General features: G+C 70.0%; 18 protein-coding genes and 1 pseudogene. 15 read left to right on the top strand and 4 right to left on the bottom strand.

Annotated elements, in window-relative coordinates; genetic code table 11:
• Nucleotides 1-1,101, top strand: a complete 1,101-nt coding sequence (locus ACIRPX_RS25150; RefSeq protein WP_404198665.1) for an acyltransferase — start codon at nucleotides 1-3, stop codon at nucleotides 1,099-1,101.
• Between the two features lie 23 nt (nucleotides 1,102-1,124).
• Nucleotides 1,125-1,820 carry a demethylmenaquinone methyltransferase gene (locus ACIRPX_RS25145; RefSeq protein ID WP_404198663.1) on the top strand — a complete coding sequence of 232 codons (696 nt, stop codon included), beginning with the start codon at nucleotides 1,125-1,127 and terminating at the stop codon, nucleotides 1,818-1,820.
• Here ACIRPX_RS25145 and ACIRPX_RS25140 read toward each other — a convergent pair.
• Together ACIRPX_RS25140 and ACIRPX_RS25135 are read right to left on the bottom strand one after the other, a co-directional pair.
• Nucleotides 1,807-2,115, bottom strand: coding sequence for a PASTA domain-containing protein (locus tag ACIRPX_RS25140; protein WP_404198660.1), 309 nt, complete (start codon nucleotides 2,113-2,115; stop codon nucleotides 1,807-1,809). The two genes, ACIRPX_RS25145 and ACIRPX_RS25140, sit on opposite strands and share 14 nt — an antisense overlap.
• A 110-nt stretch (nucleotides 2,116-2,225) precedes the next feature.
• Nucleotides 2,226-2,750 carry a GNAT family N-acetyltransferase gene (locus ACIRPX_RS25135; RefSeq protein WP_404198657.1) on the bottom strand — a complete coding sequence of 175 codons (525 nt, stop codon included), beginning with the start codon at nucleotides 2,748-2,750 and terminating at the stop codon, nucleotides 2,226-2,228.
• 98 nt (nucleotides 2,751-2,848) lie between these two features.
• On the opposite strand from ACIRPX_RS25135, the gene ACIRPX_RS25130 reads away from it, so the two are divergent.
• Nucleotides 2,849-4,141, top strand: a complete 1,293-nt coding sequence (locus ACIRPX_RS25130) for a geranylgeranyl reductase family protein (RefSeq protein WP_404198655.1) — start codon at nucleotides 2,849-2,851, stop codon at nucleotides 4,139-4,141.
• Between the two features lies 1 nt (nucleotide 4,142).
• Here ACIRPX_RS25130 and def read toward each other — a convergent pair whose 3' ends face one another.
• Nucleotides 4,143-4,769, bottom strand: coding sequence for a peptide deformylase (def, locus tag ACIRPX_RS25125; protein WP_404198652.1), 627 nt, complete (start codon nucleotides 4,767-4,769; stop codon nucleotides 4,143-4,145).
• A 90-nt stretch (nucleotides 4,770-4,859) separates the two neighbouring features.
• On the opposite strand from def, the pseudogene ACIRPX_RS25120 reads away from it, so the two are divergent.
• Nucleotides 4,860-6,751, top strand: a pseudogene (locus ACIRPX_RS25120) (FAD-dependent oxidoreductase).
• A gap of 76 nt (nucleotides 6,752-6,827) precedes the next feature.
• Here ACIRPX_RS25120 and ACIRPX_RS25115 read toward each other — a convergent pair.
• Nucleotides 6,828-7,637 carry a C40 family peptidase gene (locus ACIRPX_RS25115; protein WP_404198649.1) on the bottom strand — a complete coding sequence of 270 codons (810 nt, stop codon included), beginning with the start codon at nucleotides 7,635-7,637 and terminating at the stop codon, nucleotides 6,828-6,830.
• A gap of 764 nt (nucleotides 7,638-8,401) precedes the next feature.
• On the opposite strand from ACIRPX_RS25115, the gene ACIRPX_RS25110 reads away from it, so the two are divergent.
• Genes ACIRPX_RS25110 through nuoK form a run of 11 tightly spaced genes read left to right on the top strand, consistent with a single transcriptional unit; the run spans nucleotide 8,402 to nucleotide 19,208 of the window.
• Entirely contained in the window at nucleotides 8,402-8,761 is a 360-nt protein-coding gene (locus ACIRPX_RS25110) for an NADH-quinone oxidoreductase subunit A (protein ID WP_003992243.1), read from the top strand.
• A 14-nt stretch (nucleotides 8,762-8,775) separates the two neighbouring features.
• Entirely contained in the window at nucleotides 8,776-9,330 is a 555-nt protein-coding gene (locus ACIRPX_RS25105) for an NADH-quinone oxidoreductase subunit B family protein (protein ID WP_129307482.1), read from the top strand.
• Complete coding sequence (locus tag ACIRPX_RS25100) at nucleotides 9,327-10,082, top strand: NADH-quinone oxidoreductase subunit C (protein ID WP_404198646.1); 756 nt, start codon at nucleotides 9,327-9,329, stop codon at nucleotides 10,080-10,082. Before ACIRPX_RS25105 ends, ACIRPX_RS25100 begins: the two co-directional genes overlap by 4 nt.
• Entirely contained in the window at nucleotides 10,079-11,401 is a 1,323-nt protein-coding gene (locus ACIRPX_RS25095; protein WP_404198644.1) for an NADH-quinone oxidoreductase subunit D, read from the top strand. Before ACIRPX_RS25100 ends, ACIRPX_RS25095 begins: the two co-directional genes overlap by 4 nt.
• Nucleotides 11,398-12,267: an NADH-quinone oxidoreductase subunit NuoE gene (gene nuoE, locus ACIRPX_RS25090; protein WP_404198642.1), complete on the top strand. Its 870-nt coding sequence runs from the start codon at nucleotides 11,398-11,400 to the stop codon at nucleotides 12,265-12,267. The genes ACIRPX_RS25095 and nuoE overlap by 4 nt, the downstream gene beginning before the upstream one ends.
• Nucleotides 12,267-13,613, top strand: a complete 1,347-nt coding sequence (nuoF, locus tag ACIRPX_RS25085; RefSeq protein ID WP_404198639.1) for an NADH-quinone oxidoreductase subunit NuoF — start codon at nucleotides 12,267-12,269, stop codon at nucleotides 13,611-13,613. The genes nuoE and nuoF overlap by 1 nt, the downstream gene beginning before the upstream one ends.
• Complete coding sequence (locus ACIRPX_RS25080) at nucleotides 13,610-16,114, top strand: NADH-quinone oxidoreductase subunit G (RefSeq protein WP_404198636.1); 2,505 nt, start codon at nucleotides 13,610-13,612, stop codon at nucleotides 16,112-16,114. The genes nuoF and ACIRPX_RS25080 overlap by 4 nt, the downstream gene beginning before the upstream one ends.
• The gene (nuoH, locus tag ACIRPX_RS25075) at nucleotides 16,111-17,475 is read left to right on the top strand and encodes an NADH-quinone oxidoreductase subunit NuoH (RefSeq protein WP_404198633.1); all 1,365 of its coding nucleotides are present in this window, start codon (nucleotides 16,111-16,113) and stop codon (nucleotides 17,473-17,475) included. The genes ACIRPX_RS25080 and nuoH overlap by 4 nt, the downstream gene beginning before the upstream one ends.
• A complete protein-coding gene (nuoI, locus tag ACIRPX_RS25070; protein ID WP_404198630.1) occupies nucleotides 17,468-18,079 on the top strand; it encodes an NADH-quinone oxidoreductase subunit NuoI in 612 nt (203 codons plus the stop codon). The genes nuoH and nuoI overlap by 8 nt, the downstream gene beginning before the upstream one ends.
• Complete coding sequence (locus ACIRPX_RS25065; RefSeq protein ID WP_404198627.1) at nucleotides 18,076-18,912, top strand: NADH-quinone oxidoreductase subunit J; 837 nt, start codon at nucleotides 18,076-18,078, stop codon at nucleotides 18,910-18,912. The genes nuoI and ACIRPX_RS25065 overlap by 4 nt, the downstream gene beginning before the upstream one ends.
• Entirely contained in the window at nucleotides 18,909-19,208 is a 300-nt protein-coding gene (nuoK, locus tag ACIRPX_RS25060; RefSeq protein ID WP_242779136.1) for an NADH-quinone oxidoreductase subunit NuoK, read from the top strand. The genes ACIRPX_RS25065 and nuoK overlap by 4 nt, the downstream gene beginning before the upstream one ends.
• Nucleotides 19,209-19,219 lie beyond the last annotated feature (11 nt).

Here is a 19,219-nt window from a genome sequence, read left to right as displayed (position 1 = left end):
ATGGGCTCGCACCGAAGAGGAGCCGTCACCGAAACCGCCGCCCCGGCCGCCGACCCGCGCCCCCGGCCCCCCGTACGCGACCGCTACTTCGACACCCTGCGCGCTGTCGCGCTGATACGCGTCGTCACGTACCACACCTTCGGCTGGGCCTGGGCCGGTCTGGTCTTCCCCTCCATGGGGGTGATGTTCGGCCTGGCCGGCACCCTGATGGCGAAGTCCCTGGAGCGCCCCGCGCCGCAGGTGCTGAGGAGCCGTCTCAGACGGCTGCTCCCGCCGTTCTGGTTCTGGGGCGTCTTCGTGGTCCTCGCGATGCTGATCCACGGCTGGATGCCGGGGTGGCAGATCGTCTACTGGGTCGTGCCGCTCGGCGACCCGCCGGGCAACGCGTGGGGCGAGCAGGCGTGGGAGATCCTCTGGTACCTGCGGACCTACCTGTGGTTCGTGCTGCTGTCCCCGCTGCTCCTGAGGATCTTCCGGCTCGCCCCGGTCCTCGTCCTGCTGCTGTCCCTGGTCCCGGTCCTGGTCCTGAACTTCGTCTGGTCCGGCCCGGACAACCGCTTCGGCAGTGCCCTGTGGGACCTGTCGACGTACCTCTTCTGCTGGATGCTCGGCTTCGCGCACCGCGACGGCGTCCTGCAGCGGACGAGGCCGGCCCTGGTCGCGGTGGTCTCGCTCGCGGCGATGGCCTACGGCGGCTGGTACGCCGTCGCCCACCAGGCCGACTTCGGGACCTACGACCTCGACGAGAACCCGCTCGCCCAGGCCTTCTGGTCGGCCGGTTTCGTGATGCTGCTGATGTGGGCGAAGGCGCGCTTCAGGGTCGACTTCGCCGGGCTGAGGCGCCTGCGGCGGCTGGACCGGACCGTGACGATCTTCAACGCGCGCGCCGTGACGATCTACCTCTGGCACGAGATCGCGCTGATCCTGGCGGTCCCGCTGATCGACCAGTTCTGGAACGTGCCCGCGTTCGAGAGGTATCTGCCGCTCGACAGCCAGTGGTTCATGTTCGGCGTCGGCTGGCTGCTGATCGCGGTGTTCGTCCTGGTGTGCGGCTGGGTGGAGGACGTGGCCGCGAAGAAGAAGCCGCGGCTCGTCCCGTGAGGGCGGGCTGCAACAATGGCGGGGTGACCCGCGCTTCCCTGAACAAGCAGCCGCACGAAGTCGCCTCGATGTTCGACGACGTGGCGGAACGGTACGACCTGACCAACGACGTGCTGTCGCTCGGCCAGGACCGGGTGTGGCGCAGGGAGGTGGCGAAGGCGGTCGACGCCCGGCCCGCGCAGAAGGTCCTGGACCTCGCGGCGGGTACGGTGACGTCCTCGCTGCCGTTCGCGCGCACCGGCGCGTACGTCGTCCCGTGCGACTTCTCGCTCGGCATGCTGCAGGTCGGCAAGCAGAAGCACCCCTGGCTGCCGCTGACCGCGGGCGACGCGACGAGGCTGCCGTTCCGGGACGACACCTTCGACGCCGTCACCATCTCCTTCGGGCTGCGCAACGTGCAGGACTTCGACGCGGCCCTGCGCGAGATGTACCGGGTGACCAGGCCGGGCGGCCGGGTGGTGATCTGCGAGTTCTCGCACCCGACCTGGGCGCCCTTCCGCACGGTCTACACCGAGTACCTGATGCGCGCCCTCCCGCCGGTCGCCCGCACGGTCTCGTCCAACCCGGACGCCTACGTCTACCTCGCCGAGTCCATCCGCGCCTGGCCCGACCAGCCCGCGCTGGCCGAGCGGCTGCAGAAGGCCGGCTGGTCGAAGGTGGCGTGGCGCAACCTCACGGGTGGGGTGGTGGCCCTGCACCGCGGGTTCAAGCAGAGCTGACGACGTACGGGTCGCCCGGCTCGTCGAGCTCGCGCTGCATCCCGCCGCCCGGGGGCCCGGGGATGCGCGGCTCGCGCACGCCTCCGCCGCCGTCCCCCTCGCCGAAGTCGAACCACACGTAGATCACGGAGTCCCGGGGCACCTCGGCATTGGGCTGCGGGTACTGCCGTACGACGTACTCGACGACGGTCTGGTGGAAGTCGGGCCGGTCCGGGGCGTTCAGGAAGAGGCCGGTGGCCTCGGCCGTCTTGCGCGCGTCCATGGCCATGAGTCCGACCAGCCGCGGTACGCGCACTTCGGGTGTTTTGGGCGTTATGCGCACAGATGTCACCCCCAGCGGTACTGGCAGGGTAACCGCAAGAGGGTGCCGTCCGGAAGCGCCAAGTGTCTTTCTGTAGCAGTCAGTTACTCAGTGTGACCAGTCCTGAGGTCGAGTGCGAAGCAGAGTGCCTCTTCCGGGAGCTGCGGATGCGGATATGTCTCCCTCAGCTCCATGCCGAGCCGCTTGGTGACCGCGATGGACCGTTCGTTTCCGGGTCTGACCATCGCCACGACGCTGGCGACCCCGGCCGCCCTCAGCCGCTCCAGCGTCATCTGCGCGGCCGCGGTGGCGTACCCCTTGCCCCAGAAGTCCCGCCCGAGCCGCCACCCGATCTCTATCTCGCCCGCCGGCCCCCAGTCCCGCGGCCACGGCTGGGCGCCGGTGAAGCCGGCGACCCGCCCGGAGTCGTCGACCATGGTCCACAGGCAGAACCCCCGCTCGGCGTCGTGCCGGCGCTGGCGGGCCGTGAGCTCCTCGTAGACGGACAGCTCCGCGGACGCGCCGCCGTGGAACTCCATGACCTCCGGATCGTCGAATATCCGGTGCCAGGCGACGGCGTCCTCGTCGGTGGGGACGCGCAGCCGTACGACGGGGAGAGCTCGGTTCACGAGGGCAGCCCTTCAGCCGGGTGATCAATGCTGCTGCATAGACTGCCCCTGTCCCGTGCCGTCCGGCACAGAGATTTCGAAGTTGGGGAGATCCCGCCGTGACCGTCGCGACCGAGCCGCTCTCCGAGAACACCGCCGATGTCATCGTCGTGGGCGCGGGGCCGGCCGGCTCCACGACCGCCTACCACCTCGCCAAGTCGGGCCTGGACGTCCTGCTGCTGGAGAAGACCGAGTTCCCGCGCGAGAAGGTCTGCGGCGACGGCCTCACCCCGCGCGCCGTCAAACAGCTCGTGGCCATGGGCATCGACATCTCGCAGGAGGCCGGCTGGCTGCGCAACAAGGGCCTGCGCATCATCGGCGGCGGCAGCCGGCTCCAGCTCGACTGGCCGGATCTCGCCTCCTTCCCCGACTACGGCCTGGTCCGCAAGCGCGACGACTTCGACGAGCAGCTCGCCCGGCAGGCCCAGAAGGCGGGCGCGCGGCTGTACGAGCGCTGCAACGTCGGCGCCCCGATCGTCGACGACCGCACCGGCCGCATCACCGGCGTGCACGCCAAGCTCGGTGACGAGAAGCGCGAGGTCACCTTCCACGCGCCGCTGGTCGTCGCCGCCGACGGCAACTCCACGCGGCTGTCGCTCGCGATGGGCCTGCACCGCCGCGAGGACCGCCCGATGGGCGTGGCCGTACGGACGTACTTCGAGTCGCCCCGCCACGACGACGACTACCTGGAGTCCTGGCTGGAACTGTGGGACCGCCGCGGCCCCCAGGACTGGCTGCTGCCCGGCTACGGCTGGATCTTCGGCATGGGCGACGGCACCTCCAACGTCGGCCTCGGCGTGCTCAACACCTCGGCCTCCTTCAAGGACCTGGACTGGCGCGAGGTCCTGAAGGCCTGGTGCGCCTCGATGCCCGCGGACTGGGGCTACACCCCGGACAACATGACCGGCCCGATCCGCGGCGCCGCCCTGCCGATGGCCTTCAACCGCCAGCCCCACTACACCAAGGGCCTGCTGCTGGTCGGCGACGCCGGCGGCCTGGTGAACCCCTTCAACGGCGAGGGCATCGCCTACGCCATGGAGTCCGGCCAGATCGCCGCCGACGTCATCGTCCAGGCCCACGCCCGCCCGACGCCCGCGAGCCGCGAACTGGCGCTGCAGCGCTACCCGCGCGTCCTGAAGGACACCTACGGCGGGTACTACACGCTGGGCCGCGCCTTCGTGAAGCTCATCGGCAACCCGAAGGTCATGAAGATCGCGACCCAGCGCGGCCTGACGCACCCGGTGCTCATGAAGTTCACCCTGAAGATGCTGGCGAACCTGACCGACCCGACCGGCGGCGACGCGATGGACCGCATCATCAACGGCCTGAGCAAGGTGGCCCCGAAGGCGTGAGTCAGCGCCCCAGCGCCTCGACGTTGGCGGCCCGGCGGGCGAACACCTCCTCGCGCCGGTCCGCCGCCTGCCGCAGCGCGTCCTTGCGCCCGCGTGCCGAGAGCCGGTCCAGGTAGAGCCGCCCGTCGCAGTGGTCGGTCTCGTGCTCCAGGCAGCGGGCGAAGTACCCGGTGCCCTCGACGGCGACCGGCTCGCCGTGCCTGTCCAGGCCGCGCACCACGGCCCGGTCCGGACGCGCCACGTCCATCAGGGCACCCGGCACCGACAGGCACCCCTCGCCGTCGTCGAGCAGCCGGCGCCCGGCGGGGGCGAGGGTGTCGAGGACCGGATTGACGACGTGCCCGACGTGCCGGACCCCTTCGTCGTCCGCACAGTCGTAGACGAACAGCCGCAGACCGACGCCGACCTGGTTCGCCGCGAGCCCGGCGCCCTCGGCGACGTACATCGTCAGGAACATGTCGTCGATGAGTGCTGCGAGGTCGGGCCCGAACTCGGTGACGTCCCGGCACGGCTTGTGCAGCACCTCCTCGCCGGCCTCGGTGATCCGCCGCACCGAGCCACGCCGGGCCTCCGGTGCCAACCGTGGATAGGACTCGACCGGCCTGCCTTGCAGGAACACGCTGGGCATGTCTGTGTCTCCCTGTCGTCGTGAGGATGCCGTGGGTGGCGGGACAACCGGGTTCCGGCCCGCGGAGCCCCTGCCCACCCTCCGGTTCTCATGACAACAGAACCCACAGCGCAGGCGCAGGAGTTCTCCGGTCACACCCGCAGACGCTTCCTCGCCGGAGCCGCCGGAGCCGCCGGAGCCGCCGGAGCCGCCGGAGCCGCCGGAGCCGCCGGAGCCGCCGGAGCCGCCGGAGCCGCCGGAGCCGCCGGAGCGGTCGGAGCCCTCGCCCTACGGCCCGCGGGACGCGCGGGCGCGGCGGGCGCCGGCAAGCGCGTCGCCGTCCTCGGCGGCGGGGTCTCCGGCCTCGGCGCGGCCCACGAACTCGCCGAACGCGGCTACGCCGTCACCGTCTACGAGTACTACGACACCCTCGGCGGCAAGGCCCGTTCGATGGACGTGCCCGGCACCGCGAGCGGCGGCCGCAGGCCCCTGCCGGGCGAGCACGGCTTCCGCTTCTTCCCCGGCTTCCACCGGAACCTGCCGGACACGATGCGCCGCATCCCCTTCCCCGGCAACGCGAGCGGCGTCCACGGCAACCCGCGGGGCGCCACCGGGGAACTGTTCGCCCGCGGCGCCGGCCGGCCCGACCTGCACTTCCCGCGGCGCCGCGCGACCACGCCGCCCGCCCCCGGCGACATCACCCCGTCCTGGATCCGCGACCAGATCCCCTCCGTCCTCGACCTCGGCACCCGCCTGCCCGCCCACGAGGCCGCCTACTTCGCCGACCGCGTCCTCGTCACCTCACGAGCTGCGACGCCCGCCGCGAGGACCGGTGGGAGAAGGTCGCGTGGTGGGACTTCATCCGGGCCGGGCGGATGAGCAAGGAGTACCGCACCCTCCTCGGCATCGGCCAGACCCGCAATCTCGTCGCCACGCGCGCGGAGGTGGCGTCCACGCGCACCGTCGGCCGCGTCGTCATCGAGGCCCTGATCCTGTGGGGACTGCTCGGCCGGGGCCTGGACGGCGACGCCGACATCGACCGCGTGCTCGACGCCCCCACCGGCGAGGCGTGGATCGACCCCTGGGCGGACCACCTCCGCTCGCTCGGTGTCGAGTTCGTCATGGGAACCCAGGTCCAGGAGGTCTCCTGCGCCGGCGGCCGGGTCACCGGCGTACGCGTCCTGGCACGCGACGGCGGCCGGGAACGCACGGCCACCGCCGACCACTACGTCTCGGCGCTTCCCGTCGAGCACCCGCGCGCGACATGGGGCGCGGCGTGCGGGCGGCCGACCCGCACCTCGCCGGGTGCGACGCGCTGCGGACGGACTGGATGACCGGCGTGATGTTCTGTCTGCGCACGCCCACTCCCGTCGTGCACGGCCACGTCAACCGCCTCGACTGGCCGTGGTCGGTGACGGCCGTCGGACAGGCCCAGTTCTGGGACGGGCGGGACTTCGCACGCGACTACGGCGACGGCCGGGCGCACGACTGCCTCTCCGCGATCATCTCGGAGTGGGACAAGCCCGGCATCCTGTACGGCAAAACGGCCAGACGGCGCACCGAGGACGAAATCGTCGCCGAACTCTGGGCGCAGTCCAAGGACGCCCTGAACGACTCCGGCGGGACGACCCGGACCGACGAGGACCGCCTCGGCTGGTTCATGGACCCGGCGGTGACGGGCCTGGGCGGCCCGGACCCGCACAACCGCGAGCAGCTGCTCGTGCATCCCACGGGCACGCTCTGCCACCGCCCTTCGGCCCGCACGAGGATCCCGAACGTCCTCCTCGCCGGCGACCACGTCCGCACGGACGTCGACCTGGCGACGACGGAGGGGCCAACGAGTCCGCGCGGCGGGCCGTCAACGCACTGCTGAGTGCGGACCATTCGGACGCCGCGCCGTGTGAGATCCGGGAGCTGTACCGCCCGCCGGAGATGGAACCCCTCAAACGGGCCGACGAGGTCGCTACGAACTGGGCCTGCCCAACACCTTCGATCCGGGCTGAACCCGGCGAAACGGACGGAAGGGCCGCAGCCCCCGAGCGGCTGCGCCCCTTCCGTCCGTTCGTGCGGTGCCGGGCGTCAGAGCACCCGCACCGCGCCGGTCGGCGGGTCGTAGGAGAGCGGCTTCTCGACGACGCCGGTGGAGGGGTTCTGGGCGCCGACGAACATGCCGTCGCCGACGTACACCGCCACGTGGTAGGCGCTGCCCGCGCCGCCCCAGTACAGGATGTCGCCCGGCTGCAGGTTGCTCAGCGAGACCTGGGTGCCGGCCGTCGACTGGTCCTGCGAGACGCGCGGCAGGTCGACGCCGACCTGCTTGAAGGCCGCCTGCACCAGGCCGGAGCAGTCCCACGAGTTGGGGCCGGTGCCGCCGGAGACGTACGCGTCGCCGACCTGAGCCTTCACGAAGGCGATGACCGCCGCGGCCGACCCGGTGGCCGTGGAGGAGCTGGTGGTGCTCGTGGAGCTCGCGGAGGCGGACAGGGTCGTCCGCTCCGTGCTGCGCGAGGCGCGCTCGGCAGCGGCCTTGCGAGCGGCCTCCTGGGCCGCCTTCTTCTTGGCCGCGGCCTTCTGCTTGGCTTCGGCGAGGTCCGTCTTGGCCTGCTTGGCGGCCTTTGCGGCGGCCGCGTCACGCTCGGCCTGCAGCTGGTAGTTCGCGGCCGCCTGCTGCGTGGCGTCCGCGGACTGGGCGGCCTGAGAGGCCAGATCGGCCGTCAGGGTGGGCAGTTCGAGGGTCTGCGTCACCGGCTCGGCGGCGCTCGCCGAGGCCGACGCACCCGCCGCTGCCAGGCTGAGGACGCCACCGGTCACACCGACGCGCATCGCGAGCGACGTCGTCGCGGTGCGGCGGGGCTTCCGGTGGCTGCGTATGTGAGCGGTGTGGGACATGAGAACAACCGGTATCAGGGGCTCCTCCATACCTTCAAGAAACGTGTGCTGCGCCACAGTTGTTCAACTGACGCTCCGAAACCTGGTTCCAGCGGGCCTTATTGACGCCGTAACGGACATTGCGGGCGGGGCTCATTGCCCTCGTGATCACGGTCTTTCATCGTTACGCCCGAATTGCCCCGCACCTACCATCGGTTGAGACAGTTGGCCAAGCCCCGTTCTCATGCGCCTCTCATGAGTGTGGCGGAGGTCACGCAACGGTCACGCCGGTGGGTGCGTCCCGCGCGTAGATCACGGCGAGGTTGCGCCCGGATCACGACCGGGCTCCGCTCGTGAACGCGTGCACGCGTCCACACCGCACGGTCGCCCTCCCTCTGACGTGTGAACGGGCCCCTCTATCAGGACGGGTCGTCCATCGCCAATTTGCATGCAAGGGAAGCATCTTGATATGGAGACGCCCCCTCCGAACTGCGCCGACAAGCGGAAATATCACCTCTGGTGACCAGTCGGACGCTTCACGTGCGAAGATCACCGCTCATCCGACTTCATGATCCTTCGTCAGGTGGTGGAGATCACAAAGCTTGTGCAATACCCCGTGTCGCAGATCACAGAGCGTCGGGCATAAGATGCGAGGCAGTTGGGCTTGTGACCTGCTTCACATGTTCTCGATCTTCGTCGGGAAGGACGGGGTGAGAGGGGCGTGTGAGGCGGGTGTGAGCCCGCCATCGCCAGCAGTCAGTGCCGACTGAGAGGAGCGAGGAGCGGTGAACGCGTATGCGCCCATCCTCGTACTGGGAGCCCTCGGGGCAGGCTTTGCGATCTTCTCCGTGGTCATGGCCACGCTGATCGGTCCGAAGCGTTACAACCGGGCCAAGCTCGAGGCCTACGAGTGCGGCATCGAGCCGACCCCCACGCCGGCCGGCGGCGGGCGTTTCCCCATCAAGTACTACCTGACGGCGATGCTCTTCATCGTCTTCGACATCGAGATCGTCTTCCTCTACCCCTGGGCCGTCACCTTCGACGCCCTGGGGATCTTCGGGCTCGTGGAGATGCTGCTCTTCGTGCTCACCGTCTTCGTCGCGTACGCGTACGTATGGCGGCGCGGCGGCCTGGAATGGGACTGAGGAGCCTTTAGAACATGGGACTCGAAGAAAAGCTGCCGAGCGGATTTCTGCTGACCACCGTCGAGCAGGCCGCGGGCTGGGTGCGCAAGGCCTCCGTCTTCCCGGCCACGTTCGGCCTCGCCTGCTGTGCCATCGAGATGATGACCACCGGAGCCGGCCGCTACGACCTGGCGCGCTTCGGCATGGAGGTCTTCCGAGGTTCGCCCCGCCAGGCGGACCTCATGATCGTGGCCGGCCGGGTGAGCCAGAAGATGGCACCGGTGCTGCGCCAGGTCTACGACCAGATGCCGAACCCCAAGTGGGTGATCTCGATGGGGGTCTGCGCCTCCTCGGGCGGCATGTTCAACAACTACGCGATCGTCCAGGGCGTCGACCACATCGTCCCCGTCGACATCTATCTGCCCGGCTGCCCGCCGCGGCCGGAGATGCTGATGGACGCCATCCTCAAGCTGCACCAGAAGATCCAGTCCTCCAAGCTCGGCGTGAACGCCGCGGAGGCGGCCCGCGAGGCGGAGGAGGCGGCGCTCAAGGCCCTGCCCACGATCGAGATGAAGGGGCTGCTGCGGTGAGCGACGCGAACGGCACCGGCGGTGCGTCGAACGGGGTCAATCCCGAGAAGGACCTCGGCGCCTCCAACCTCCCCGGCCAGCGCGGCGAGGGCGGCGAGGAGATCCGCGTCCAGCGCGGCATGTTCGGCGCCGGCAACGGCGGCGACACCTCCGGCTACGGCGGCCTGGTCCGCTCCGTCCGCCTCCCGGGACCGGCCACCCGCCCCTACGGCGGCTGGTTCGACGAGGTCGCCGACGAACTCGAGGGCGCCCTGGAGGAACAGGGACTGCTCCCCGACAACGCGATCGAGAAGACGGTCGTCGACCGCGGGGAGCTCACCTTCCACATCGAGCGCGAGCACCTGCTCCGCGTCGCCCAGACCCTCCGCGACGACCCGGCCCTGCGCTTCGAGCTGTGCACCGGCGTCAGCGGCGTGCACTACCTGCACGACAAGGGCCGCGAGCTGCACGCCGTCTACCACCTGCGCTCGATCACCCACAACCGGCTGATCCGCCTCGAGGTCAGCGCCCCCGACAGCGACCCGAGGATTCCGTCGCTGGTCTCCGTGTATCCCACCAACGACTGGCACGAGCGCGAGACCTACGACTTCTTCGGCATCGTCTTCGACGGTCACCCGGCCCTGACCCGGATCATGATGCCGGACGACTGGCCGGGCCACCCGCAGCGCAAGGACTACCCCCTCGGCGGCATCCCCGTCGAGTACAAGGGCGCCCAGATCCCGGCTCCGGACCAGCGGAGGTCGTACTCGTGAGCACGCAGTCAGCATCGGCACGCGAGACCACCGAGGGCACCGTATACACGGTCACCGGTGGCGACTGGGACGAGATCGTCCAGTCCGCGGCCCGCGCCGACGACGAGCGCATCGTCGTCAACATGGGTCCCCAGCACCCGTCCACCCACGGGGTGCTCCGCCTGATCCTGGAGATCGACGGCGAGACGGTCACCGAGGCCCGCTGCGGCATCGGCTACCTCCACACGGGCATCGAGAAGAACCTCGAGTTCCGCACGTGGACGCAGGGCACCACGTTCGTGACGCGCATGGACTACCTGACGTCCTTCTTCAACGAGACCGCCTACTGCCTCGCCGTCGAGAAGCTGCTCGGCATCGAGGACCAGATCACCGAGCGCGCCAAGATCATCCGGGTGCTCCTGATGGAGCTGAACCGGCTCTCCTCCCACCTGGTGTGCATCGCCACCGGCGGCATGGAGCTCGGCGCCACCACGGTCATGATCTACGGATTCCGCGATCGTGAAATGATTCTCGACATCTACGAGCTCATCACGGGCCTGCGGATGAACCACGCGTACATCCGCCCCGGCGGACTCGCACAGGACCTGCCGCCCGGCGCGGTGGACCACATCCGCGAGTTCGTGAAGAAGATGAAGAAGAACCTCCCGGAGTACGACAAGCTCGCCACCGGGAACCCCATCTTCAAGGCCCGGATGCAGGACGTCGGCTACCTCGACCTGGCCGGCTGCATGGCCCTCGGCGCCACCGGCCCGATCCTGCGCTCCACCGGCCTGCCGCACGACCTGCGCAAGGCGCAGCCGTACTGCGACTACGAGACCTACGACTTCGAGGTCCCGACCGCGGACACCTGCGACTCCTACGGGCGCTTCCTGATCCGCCTGGAGGAGATGCGCCAGTCGCTCGGGATCGTCGAGCAGTGCCTGGACCGGCTCCAGCCCGGCCCGGTCATGGTCGCCGACAAGAAGATCGCCTGGCCCGCCCAGCTCGCCCTGGGACCGGACGGGCTCGGCAACTCCCTCGACCACATCAAGAAGATCATGGGCACCTCGATGGAGGCCCTGATCCACCACTTCAAGCTGGTCACCGAGGGCTTCCGCGTTCCGCCGGGACAGGCGTACGCGGCCGTCGAGTCGCCCAAGGGCGAACTCGGGGTGCACGCGGTGTCCGACGGCGGCACCCGCCCCTTCCGGGTCCACTTCCGCGACCCGTCCTTCACCAACCTGCAGGCCATGGCGGCGATGTGCGAGGGCGGCCAGGTCGCCGACGTCATCGTCGCCGTCGCGTCCATCGACCCCGTGATGGGAGGCGTCGACCGGTGACCACCAGTTCTTCGGAGCGAGGCGTCAGCCTGGGCATGCCCGAACTGCCCGCGCCCGCCTACCCGGACGACGTCCGGGCCCGGCTCGAGACGGACGCGCGCGAGCTGATCGCCCGCTATCCCGACTCCCGGTCCGCGCTCCTGCCGCTGCTGCATCTGGTGCAGTCGGAGGAGGGCCATGTCACGCGCACCGGGATGCAGTTCTGCGCGGACATGCTGGACCTGACCACGGCCGAGGTCACCGCCGTCGCCACCTTCTACACCATGTACCGGCGCAAGCCGTCCGGTGACTACCAGGTCGGCGTCTGCACCAACACCCTGTGCGCGGTGATGGGCGGCGACGCGATCTTCGAGGAGCTCCAGGAGCACCTCGGCATCGGCAACGGCGAAACCACCGGTGACGGCAAGGTCACCCTGGAGCACATCGAGTGCAACGCGGCCTGCGACTTCGCGCCGGTGGTGATGGTCAACTGGGAGTTCTTCGACGACCAGACCCCGGCCAGCGCCAAGCGCCTCGTGGACGACCTGCGCGCGGGACGGGACGTCGAGCCCACGCGCGGGGCGCGCCTGTGCACCTTCAAGGAGACCGCGCGGATCCTGGCCGGCTTCCCCGACGAGCGGCCAGGGGCCGTCGAGGCGGGCGGCAGCGCGGGACCGGCCTCGCTGGCGGGCCTCCGCCTGGCCAAGGGGGAGACCGCACCCGCGCGCGTGGTCCATCCGCGGGACGGTGGGCCGCACGACGAGCAGGACCGGACCGTGCACGACCCGTCGCCGACCGAGCGCCTGAGCGCACACGACGCGCCGCAGGAGACGTCGGCCTCCGACCCGGCCCACCCGGCCGGGCCCACCGCCGAGGAGGGGGAGTGATGACCTTGGCACCCGAACTCAAAGACACCAGCCCCGAGAAGCTGCTCGCACCCGTGCTGTCGGCCTTCTGGGACGAGGACAGGTCCTGGTCGCTGGACGTCTACAAGAGGCACGAGGGGTACGAGGGGCTCCGCAAGGCGCTCGCGATGTCGCCGGACGACCTCATCGCGTACGTCAAGGACTCCGGCCTGCGCGGCCGCGGTGGCGCGGGATTCCCGACCGGAATGAAATGGCAGTTCATTCCCCAGGGAGATGGAAAACCGCACTATCTAGTTGTCAACGCCGACGAGTCGGAGCCCGGGACGTGCAAGGACATCCCGCTCCTCTTCGCGAACCCGCACAGCCTCATCGAGGGCATCGTCATCGCGTGTTACGCCATCAGGTCGTCGCATGCCTTCATCTATCTGCGGGGTGAAGTCGTCCCCGTTCTGCGGCGGTTGCACGAGGCCGTGCGCGAGGCCTACGAGGCCGGCTACCTCGGCGAGAACATCCTGGGCAGCGGCCTGAACCTGGAACTCACCGTGCACGCCGGCGCCGGCGCGTACATCTGCGGTGAGGAGACCGCACTGCTCGACTCGCTCGAAGGCCGCCGGGGTCAACCGCGGCTCCGTCCCCCTTTCCCCGCCGTGGCGGGCCTCTACGCGTGCCCGACTGTTGTGAACAACGTCGAGTCGATCGCCTCGGTTCCCGCGATCCTCCATCGGGGCAAAGAATGGTTCCGCTCGATGGGCAGCGAGAAGTCCCCGGGCTTCACGCTCTACTCCCTCAGCGGCCACGTCGCGAGCCCCGGCCAGTACGAGGCCCCGCTCGGCGTCACGCTCCGCCAGCTGCTCGAGATGAGCGGCGGCATGCGGCCGGGCCACCGCCTCAAGTTCTGGACGCCGGGCGGCTCCTCGACGCCGATGTTCACCGACGAGCACCTCGACGTGCCCCTCGACTACGAGGGCGTCGGCGCCGCCGGCTCGATGCTCGGCACCAAGGCCCTGCAGTGCTTCGACGAGACGACCTGCGTCGTGCGCGCCGTCACCCGCTGGACCGAGTTCTACGCCCACGAGTCCTGCGGCAAGTGCACGCCGTGCCGCGAAGGCACCTACTGGCTCGTGCAGCTGTTGCGCGACATCGAGGCCGGCAAGGGCGCCCTGTCCGACCTCGACAAGCTGAACGACATCGCCGACAACATCAACGGCAAGTCGTTCTGCGCCCTCGGCGACGGCGCCGCCTCGCCGATCTTCTCCTCGCTGAAGTACTTCCGCGAGGAGTACGAGCAGCACATCACGGGCCACGGCTGCCCCTTCGACCCGGCCAGGTCGACGGCCTGGGCCGACCGCACGGAGGTGAACGCATGACCGTGACCACCAGCGCTCCCTCCGGAGGGGGAGAGGCGGCGGTCCCGCCGGAAGATCTCGTCTCGCTGACGATCGACGGCGCCGAGATCAGCGTGCCCAAGGGCACGCTGGTCATCCGGGCCGCCGAGCAACTCGGCATCGAGATCCCCCGGTTCTGCGACCATCCCCTTCTCGATCCGGTGGGCGCCTGCCGCCAGTGCATCGTCGAGGTGGAGGGCCAGCGCAAGCCGATGGCGTCCTGCACGATCACGTGCACGGACGGCATGGTCGTGAAGACGCAGCTGACCTCGCCCGTCGCCGAGAAGTCCCAGCACGGCGTGATGGAGCTGCTGCTCATCAACCACCCGCTGGACTGCCCGGTCTGCGACAAGGGCGGTGAGTGCCCGCTGCAGAACCAGGCCATGTCGCACGGCCAGGCCGACTCCCGCTTCGAGGGCAGGAAGCGGACGTACGAGAAGCCCGTGCCGATCTCCACGCAGGTGCTGCTCGACCGCGAGCGGTGCGTGCTGTGCGCCCGCTGCACCCGGTTCTCCGACCAGGTCGCGGGCGACCCGATGATCGAGCTGCTCGAGCGGGGCGCACTGCAGCAGGTCGGCACCGGTGAGGGCGACCCCTTCGAGTCGTACTTCTCCGGCAACACCATCCAGATCTGCCCCGTCGGCGCGCTGACCTCGGCGGCGTACCGATTCCGCTCCCGCCCCTTCGACCTGGTGTCCTCGCCGAGCGTGTGCGAGCACTGCTCCGGCGGCTGCGCCACCCGCACCGATCACCGGCGCGGCAAGGTCATGCGACGGCTCGCGGCCAACGACCCCGAGGTCAACGAGGAGTGGCTCTGCGACAAGGGGCGGTTCGCGTTCCGGTACGCGCAGCAGCGCGACCGGCTCGAACACCCGCTGGTGCGCAACGCCGAGGGCGAACTGGAGCCCGCCTCCTGGCCGGAGGCGCTGCAGATCGCCGCGCAGGGACTGCTCGCCTCGCGCGGCCGGACCGGCGTCCTCACCGGTGGCCGCCTCACCGTGGAGGACGCCTACGCGTACAGCAAGTTCGCGCGCGTGGCGCTCGACACGAACGACATCGACTTCCGCGCGCGCGTGCACACCAGCGAGGAGGCCGACTTCCTGGCGGCGCGGATCGCCGGACGCGGACGTGACCTCGACGGTACGGGCGCCACGTACGCCTCCCTGGAGAAGGCTCCCGCCGTGCTGCTGGTCGGGTTCGAGGCCGAGGAGGAGGCGCCCGGCGTCTTCCTGAGGCTGCGCAAGGCCTGGCGCAAGCACGGACTGAAGGTGTTCTCGCTGGCCACGCACGCCACGCGCGGTCTGGAGAAGGCCGGTGGCACGCTGCTGCCGGCGGCACCCGGCACCGAGACCGAGTGGCTGGACGCCCTCGCGGGCGGGGTCGGCCTGGAGGGCGACGGCTCGAAGGCCGCCGAGGCGCTGCGCGCCGAGGGCGCGGTCATCGTCGTCGGCGAACGGCTGGCCGCGGTCGCGGGCGGGCTCACCGCCGCCGTACGGGCCGCCTCCGCCACCGGCGCCCAGCTGGCGTGGATCCCGCGGCGGGCCGGAGAGCGCGGCGCGCTCGAGGTCGGCGCGGTGCCGTCCCTGCTGCCGGGCGGGCGCCCGGCGACCGACCCGCGCGCGCGTGAGGAGGTCGCCGCGGCCTGGGGCCTGGCCGAACTCCCGCACCGCTACGGCCGCGACACCGGCCAGATCGTCGAGGCCGCCGTGAGCGGCGAGTTGCAGGCCCTGGTGGTGGCGGGCGTCGAGGTCGACGACCTGCCCGACCCGGCACGCGCGCGTGAAGCACTTCACGAGGCCGGTTTCGTGGTGTCGCTGGAGCTGCGGCCCAGCGAGGTGAGCGAACTGGCGGACGTGGTGCTGCCCGTTGCCGCGGTCGCCGAGAAGGCCGGCACCTTCCTCAACTGGGAAGGCCGGGTGCGCTTCTTCGACGCCGCGCTCAAGCCCGACCAGATGACCCGCCGCCTCGCGCCCACCGACGCGCGCGTGCTGCAGATGCTGGCCGACGCCATGGACGTGCACCTGGGACTGCCCGATCTGCGCACCGTGCGCGCGGAGATCGACCGGCTGGGTCCCTGGGGCGGACCGCGGGCCACCGAACCGCTGGAGCGCGGCGCCGCACTGCCGCGGCCCGCCGCCGGTGAGGCCGTCCTGTCGGGGCACCGTCTCCTGCTCGACCAGGGCGCCCTCCAGGAGGGTGACGAGGCGCTCGCCGGAACCCGGCACGCCGCCCACGCGCGCGTGTCGGCCGCGACCGCCGCCGAGGCGGGCGTCAAGGACGGCGATCTCCTCACCGTCACCGGTCCCTCCGGAGCGGTCGAACTCCCGCTGCGGATCACGGAGATGCCGGACCGCGTGGTCTGGCTCCCGCTGAACTCCGTCGGCAAGGGCGTCGCCTCCGACACCGGGGCGCTGCCCGGCGCTCTCGTCCGCATCGGCCCGGCGACGCTCGTCGGCGAGGCCCCGAAGGAGGTGGAGGCATGAGCCCGTACCTCGCCGCTGAAGACCTCTCCATGTTCGGCCGCGACCCCTGGTGGCTGGTCGTCGTGAAGGCCGTCTTCTGCTTCGCCTTCCTGATGGTGACCGTGCTGTTCTCCATCGTCTGGGAGCGCAAGGTCGTCGCCTGGATGCAGCTGCGCATCGGCCCCAACCGGCACGGCCCCTGGGGCATGCTCCAGTCGCTGGCCGACGGCGTGAAGCTGATGCTCAAGGAAGACCTCATCGTCAAGCGCGCGGACAAGGTGGTCTACGTCCTCGCGCCGATCGTCGCCGCCATCCCGGCCTTCATGGCGATCGCGGTGATCCCCTTCGGCCCGGCCGACAACGAGATCTCGATCTTCGGCCACCGTACGACGATGCAGCTCACCGACCTGCCGATCGCGATGCTCTACATCCTCGCGGTCGCCTCGGTCGGCATCTACGGCATCGTGCTCGCGGGCTGGAGCTCCGGATCCACCTACCCGCTCCTGGGCGGCCTGCGCTCCTGCGCGCAGATGATCTCCTACGAGATCGCCATGGGCGCGGCCTTCGCCTCGGTGTTCCTCTACTCGGGGTCGATGTCGACGTCGACGATCGTCGAGCAGCAGCACGACCGCTGGTACATCGTCCTGCTGCCGGTCTCCTTCATCCTGTACGTCGTCACGATGGTCGGCGAGACCAACCGCGCCCCCTTCGACATGCCGGAGTCCGAGGGCGACCTGGTCGGCGGCTTCAACACCGAGTACTCGTCGATCAAGTTCGCGATGTTCATGCTCGCCGAGTACGTGAACATGGTGACGGTCTCGGCCGTGTCGGCCACGCTCTTCCTCGGCGGCTGGCGCGCCCCTTGGCCGATCAGCACCTTCTGGGAGGGCGCCAACCACGGCTGGTGGCCGCTCCTGTGGTTCGTGATCAAGGTCCAGCTGCTGCTGTTCTTCTTCATCTGGCTGCGCGGCACGCTCCCGCGCGTGCGCTACGACCAGCTGATGAAGCTCGGCTGGAAGGTCCTCATCCCGGTCTCCGTCGTCTGGCTGATGCTGGTCGCGACCGTCCGGGCCCTCAGGAACGAGAACTACGACTTCGCCGACATCGCCCTCTACATCGGCGGCGGCGTCCTCGCCCTGCTGCTCCTGTCCTTCGTCGCCGACATGTTCCGCGAGAAGAGCCGGACGGCCGGGCAGCCGGTCGCCGAACCGGCCGGCTTCGACGCCATGGCCGGTGGATTCCCCGTGCCTCCGCTCCCCGGACAGGAGCTCCCGCCGGTGCCGAGGCGCAGCCCGCGCCGCGAGCGGGAGTTGATTGTCAGTGGTGGGTCGGATACTGCCAGTGACGGATCTTCGGATGGAAAGGAGGCGTCCGATGGCTGAGGAGCCCAAGGAGACCGAGCAGTTGAAGCCCGGTTTCATGAACCCGGTGGCCGGCTTCGGCGTGACCTTCAAGGCCATGTTCAAGAAGCGGCTGACCGAGCAGTACCCGGAGCAGCAGAAGACCACCGCCCCCCGGTTCCACGGACGGCACCAGCTCAACCGCCATCCGGACGGCCTGGAGAAGTGCGTCGGCTGCGAGCTGTGCGCCTGGGCCTGCCCCGCCGACGCGATCTACGTGGAGGGCGCGGACAACACGGACGAGGAGCGCTACTCGCCGGGCGAGCGGTACGGCCGCGTCTACCAGATCAACTACGCCCGCTGCATCCTGTGCGGCCTGTGCATCGAGGCGTGCCCCACGCGCGCGCTGACCATGACGAACGAGTTCGAGCTCGCCGACTCGAGCCGGGCCAACCTCATCTACACCAAGGAGCAGCTGCTCGCCGGCCTCGAAGAGGGCATGGTCGACAGCCCGCACGCCATCTACCCGGGGATGGACGAGCAGGACTACTACCGAGGGCTCGTCACCGAGGCCGCACCCGGCACGGAGCGCCAAGTGGCCCTCTCCAAGGGCGAGAAGCCCGAGGAACAGGGGGCCGAGGCATGACCGACCTCGCCGCCTACTCCACCTCCACCGGAGAGGCCTTCCAGTTCTGGGTCCTCGGCACCGTCGCCGTGATCGGCGCCCTGTCCACGGTCTTCATGAAGAAGGCCGTCCACAGCGCGCTGTCGCTCGCCGGGACGATGATCATCCTGGCGGTGTTCTACCTCGCCAACGGCGCCTACTTCCTGGGCATCGTGCAGATCGTCGTCTACACCGGCGCCATCATGATGCTGTTCCTGTTCGTGGTGATGCTGGTCGGCGTGACAGCCGCGGACTCCCTGAAGGAGACCATCAAGGGCCAGCGCTGGCTGGCCCTTCTCTGCGGCCTCGGCTTCGGCGTCCTGCTGTTCGCCGGGATCGGCAACGCGTCGCTGAAGGACTTCAACGGCCTCGCCCAGGCGAACGCGAACGGCAATGTGGAGGGCCTCGCGACCCTCATCTTCACCAAGTACGTCTTCGCCTTCGAAATCACCGGCGCCCTGCTGATCACGGCCGCCGTCGGCGCCATGGTGCTCACCCACCGCGAGCGCACCGAGCGCGCCAGGACGCAGCGCGAGCTGTCCGAACAGCGTGTGCGCCAGGGCACGTACGTACCGCCGCTGCCGGCGCCGGGCGTGTACGCGCGGCACAACGCGGTGGACATCGCGGGCCTGCTGCCCGACGGCACGCCGTCCGACCTCACCGTCAGCAAGACGCTGCGTGACCGCGGCCAGATCCGGGACGTGTCGGCCGAGGCGCTGAACGACCTCAAGGCGCTGGAGCAGCGCGCCGAGGAGCGTCTGGAGCGCACCGAGATCGGACCGGCCACCTTCAAGAAGGAGGAGGCGTCGCAGTGAACCCGGTCAACTACCTGTATCTGTCGGCCCTGCTGTTCACGATCGGCGCCACCGGCGTGCTGATCCGGCGCAACGCGATCGTCGTGTTCATGTGCATCGAGCTGATGCTGAACGCCTGCAACCTCGCGTTCGTCACCTTCTCCAGGATGCACGGCAATCTCGACGGCCAGATCATCGCCTTCTTCACGATGGTCGTCGCCGCGGCGGAGGTCGTGGTCGGGCTCGCGATCATCGTGTCCCTGTTCCGTTCCCGCCACTCGGCCTCGGTCGACGACGCCAGCCTGATGAAGCTCTGAGGGGTCGCTGA

This window comes from Streptomyces sp. NPDC101225 (assembly GCF_044767585.1).
Taxonomy (GTDB): domain Bacteria; phylum Actinomycetota; class Actinomycetes; order Streptomycetales; family Streptomycetaceae; genus Streptomyces.
Note: the sequence above shows the minus strand (reverse complement) of the source record. Positions and strands in the feature narration are given on the sequence as shown.

Excerpts from the sequence above, each read along its gene's own strand:
- ACIRPX_RS25150 (WP_404198665.1), top strand. The coding sequence starts at position 1 with ATGGGCTCGCACCGAAGAGGAGCCGTCACCGAAACCGCCGCCCCGGCC.
- def (WP_404198652.1), bottom strand. The coding sequence starts at position 4,769 with ATGCCCAGCGTGTTCCTGCAAGGCAGGCCGGTCGAGTCCTATCCACGG.
- ACIRPX_RS25115 (WP_404198649.1), bottom strand. The coding sequence starts at position 7,637 with ATGTCCCACACCGCTCACATACGCAGCCACCGGAAGCCCCGCCGCACC.
- ACIRPX_RS25105 (WP_129307482.1), top strand. The coding sequence starts at position 8,776 with ATGGGACTCGAAGAAAAGCTGCCGAGCGGATTTCTGCTGACCACCGTC.
- nuoF (WP_404198639.1), top strand. The coding sequence starts at position 12,267 with ATGACCTTGGCACCCGAACTCAAAGACACCAGCCCCGAGAAGCTGCTC.
- ACIRPX_RS25080 (WP_404198636.1), top strand. The coding sequence starts at position 13,610 with ATGACCGTGACCACCAGCGCTCCCTCCGGAGGGGGAGAGGCGGCGGTC.
- nuoH (WP_404198633.1), top strand. The coding sequence starts at position 16,111 with ATGAGCCCGTACCTCGCCGCTGAAGACCTCTCCATGTTCGGCCGCGAC.
- nuoI (WP_404198630.1), top strand. The coding sequence starts at position 17,468 with ATGGCTGAGGAGCCCAAGGAGACCGAGCAGTTGAAGCCCGGTTTCATG.
- ACIRPX_RS25065 (WP_404198627.1), top strand. The coding sequence starts at position 18,076 with ATGACCGACCTCGCCGCCTACTCCACCTCCACCGGAGAGGCCTTCCAG.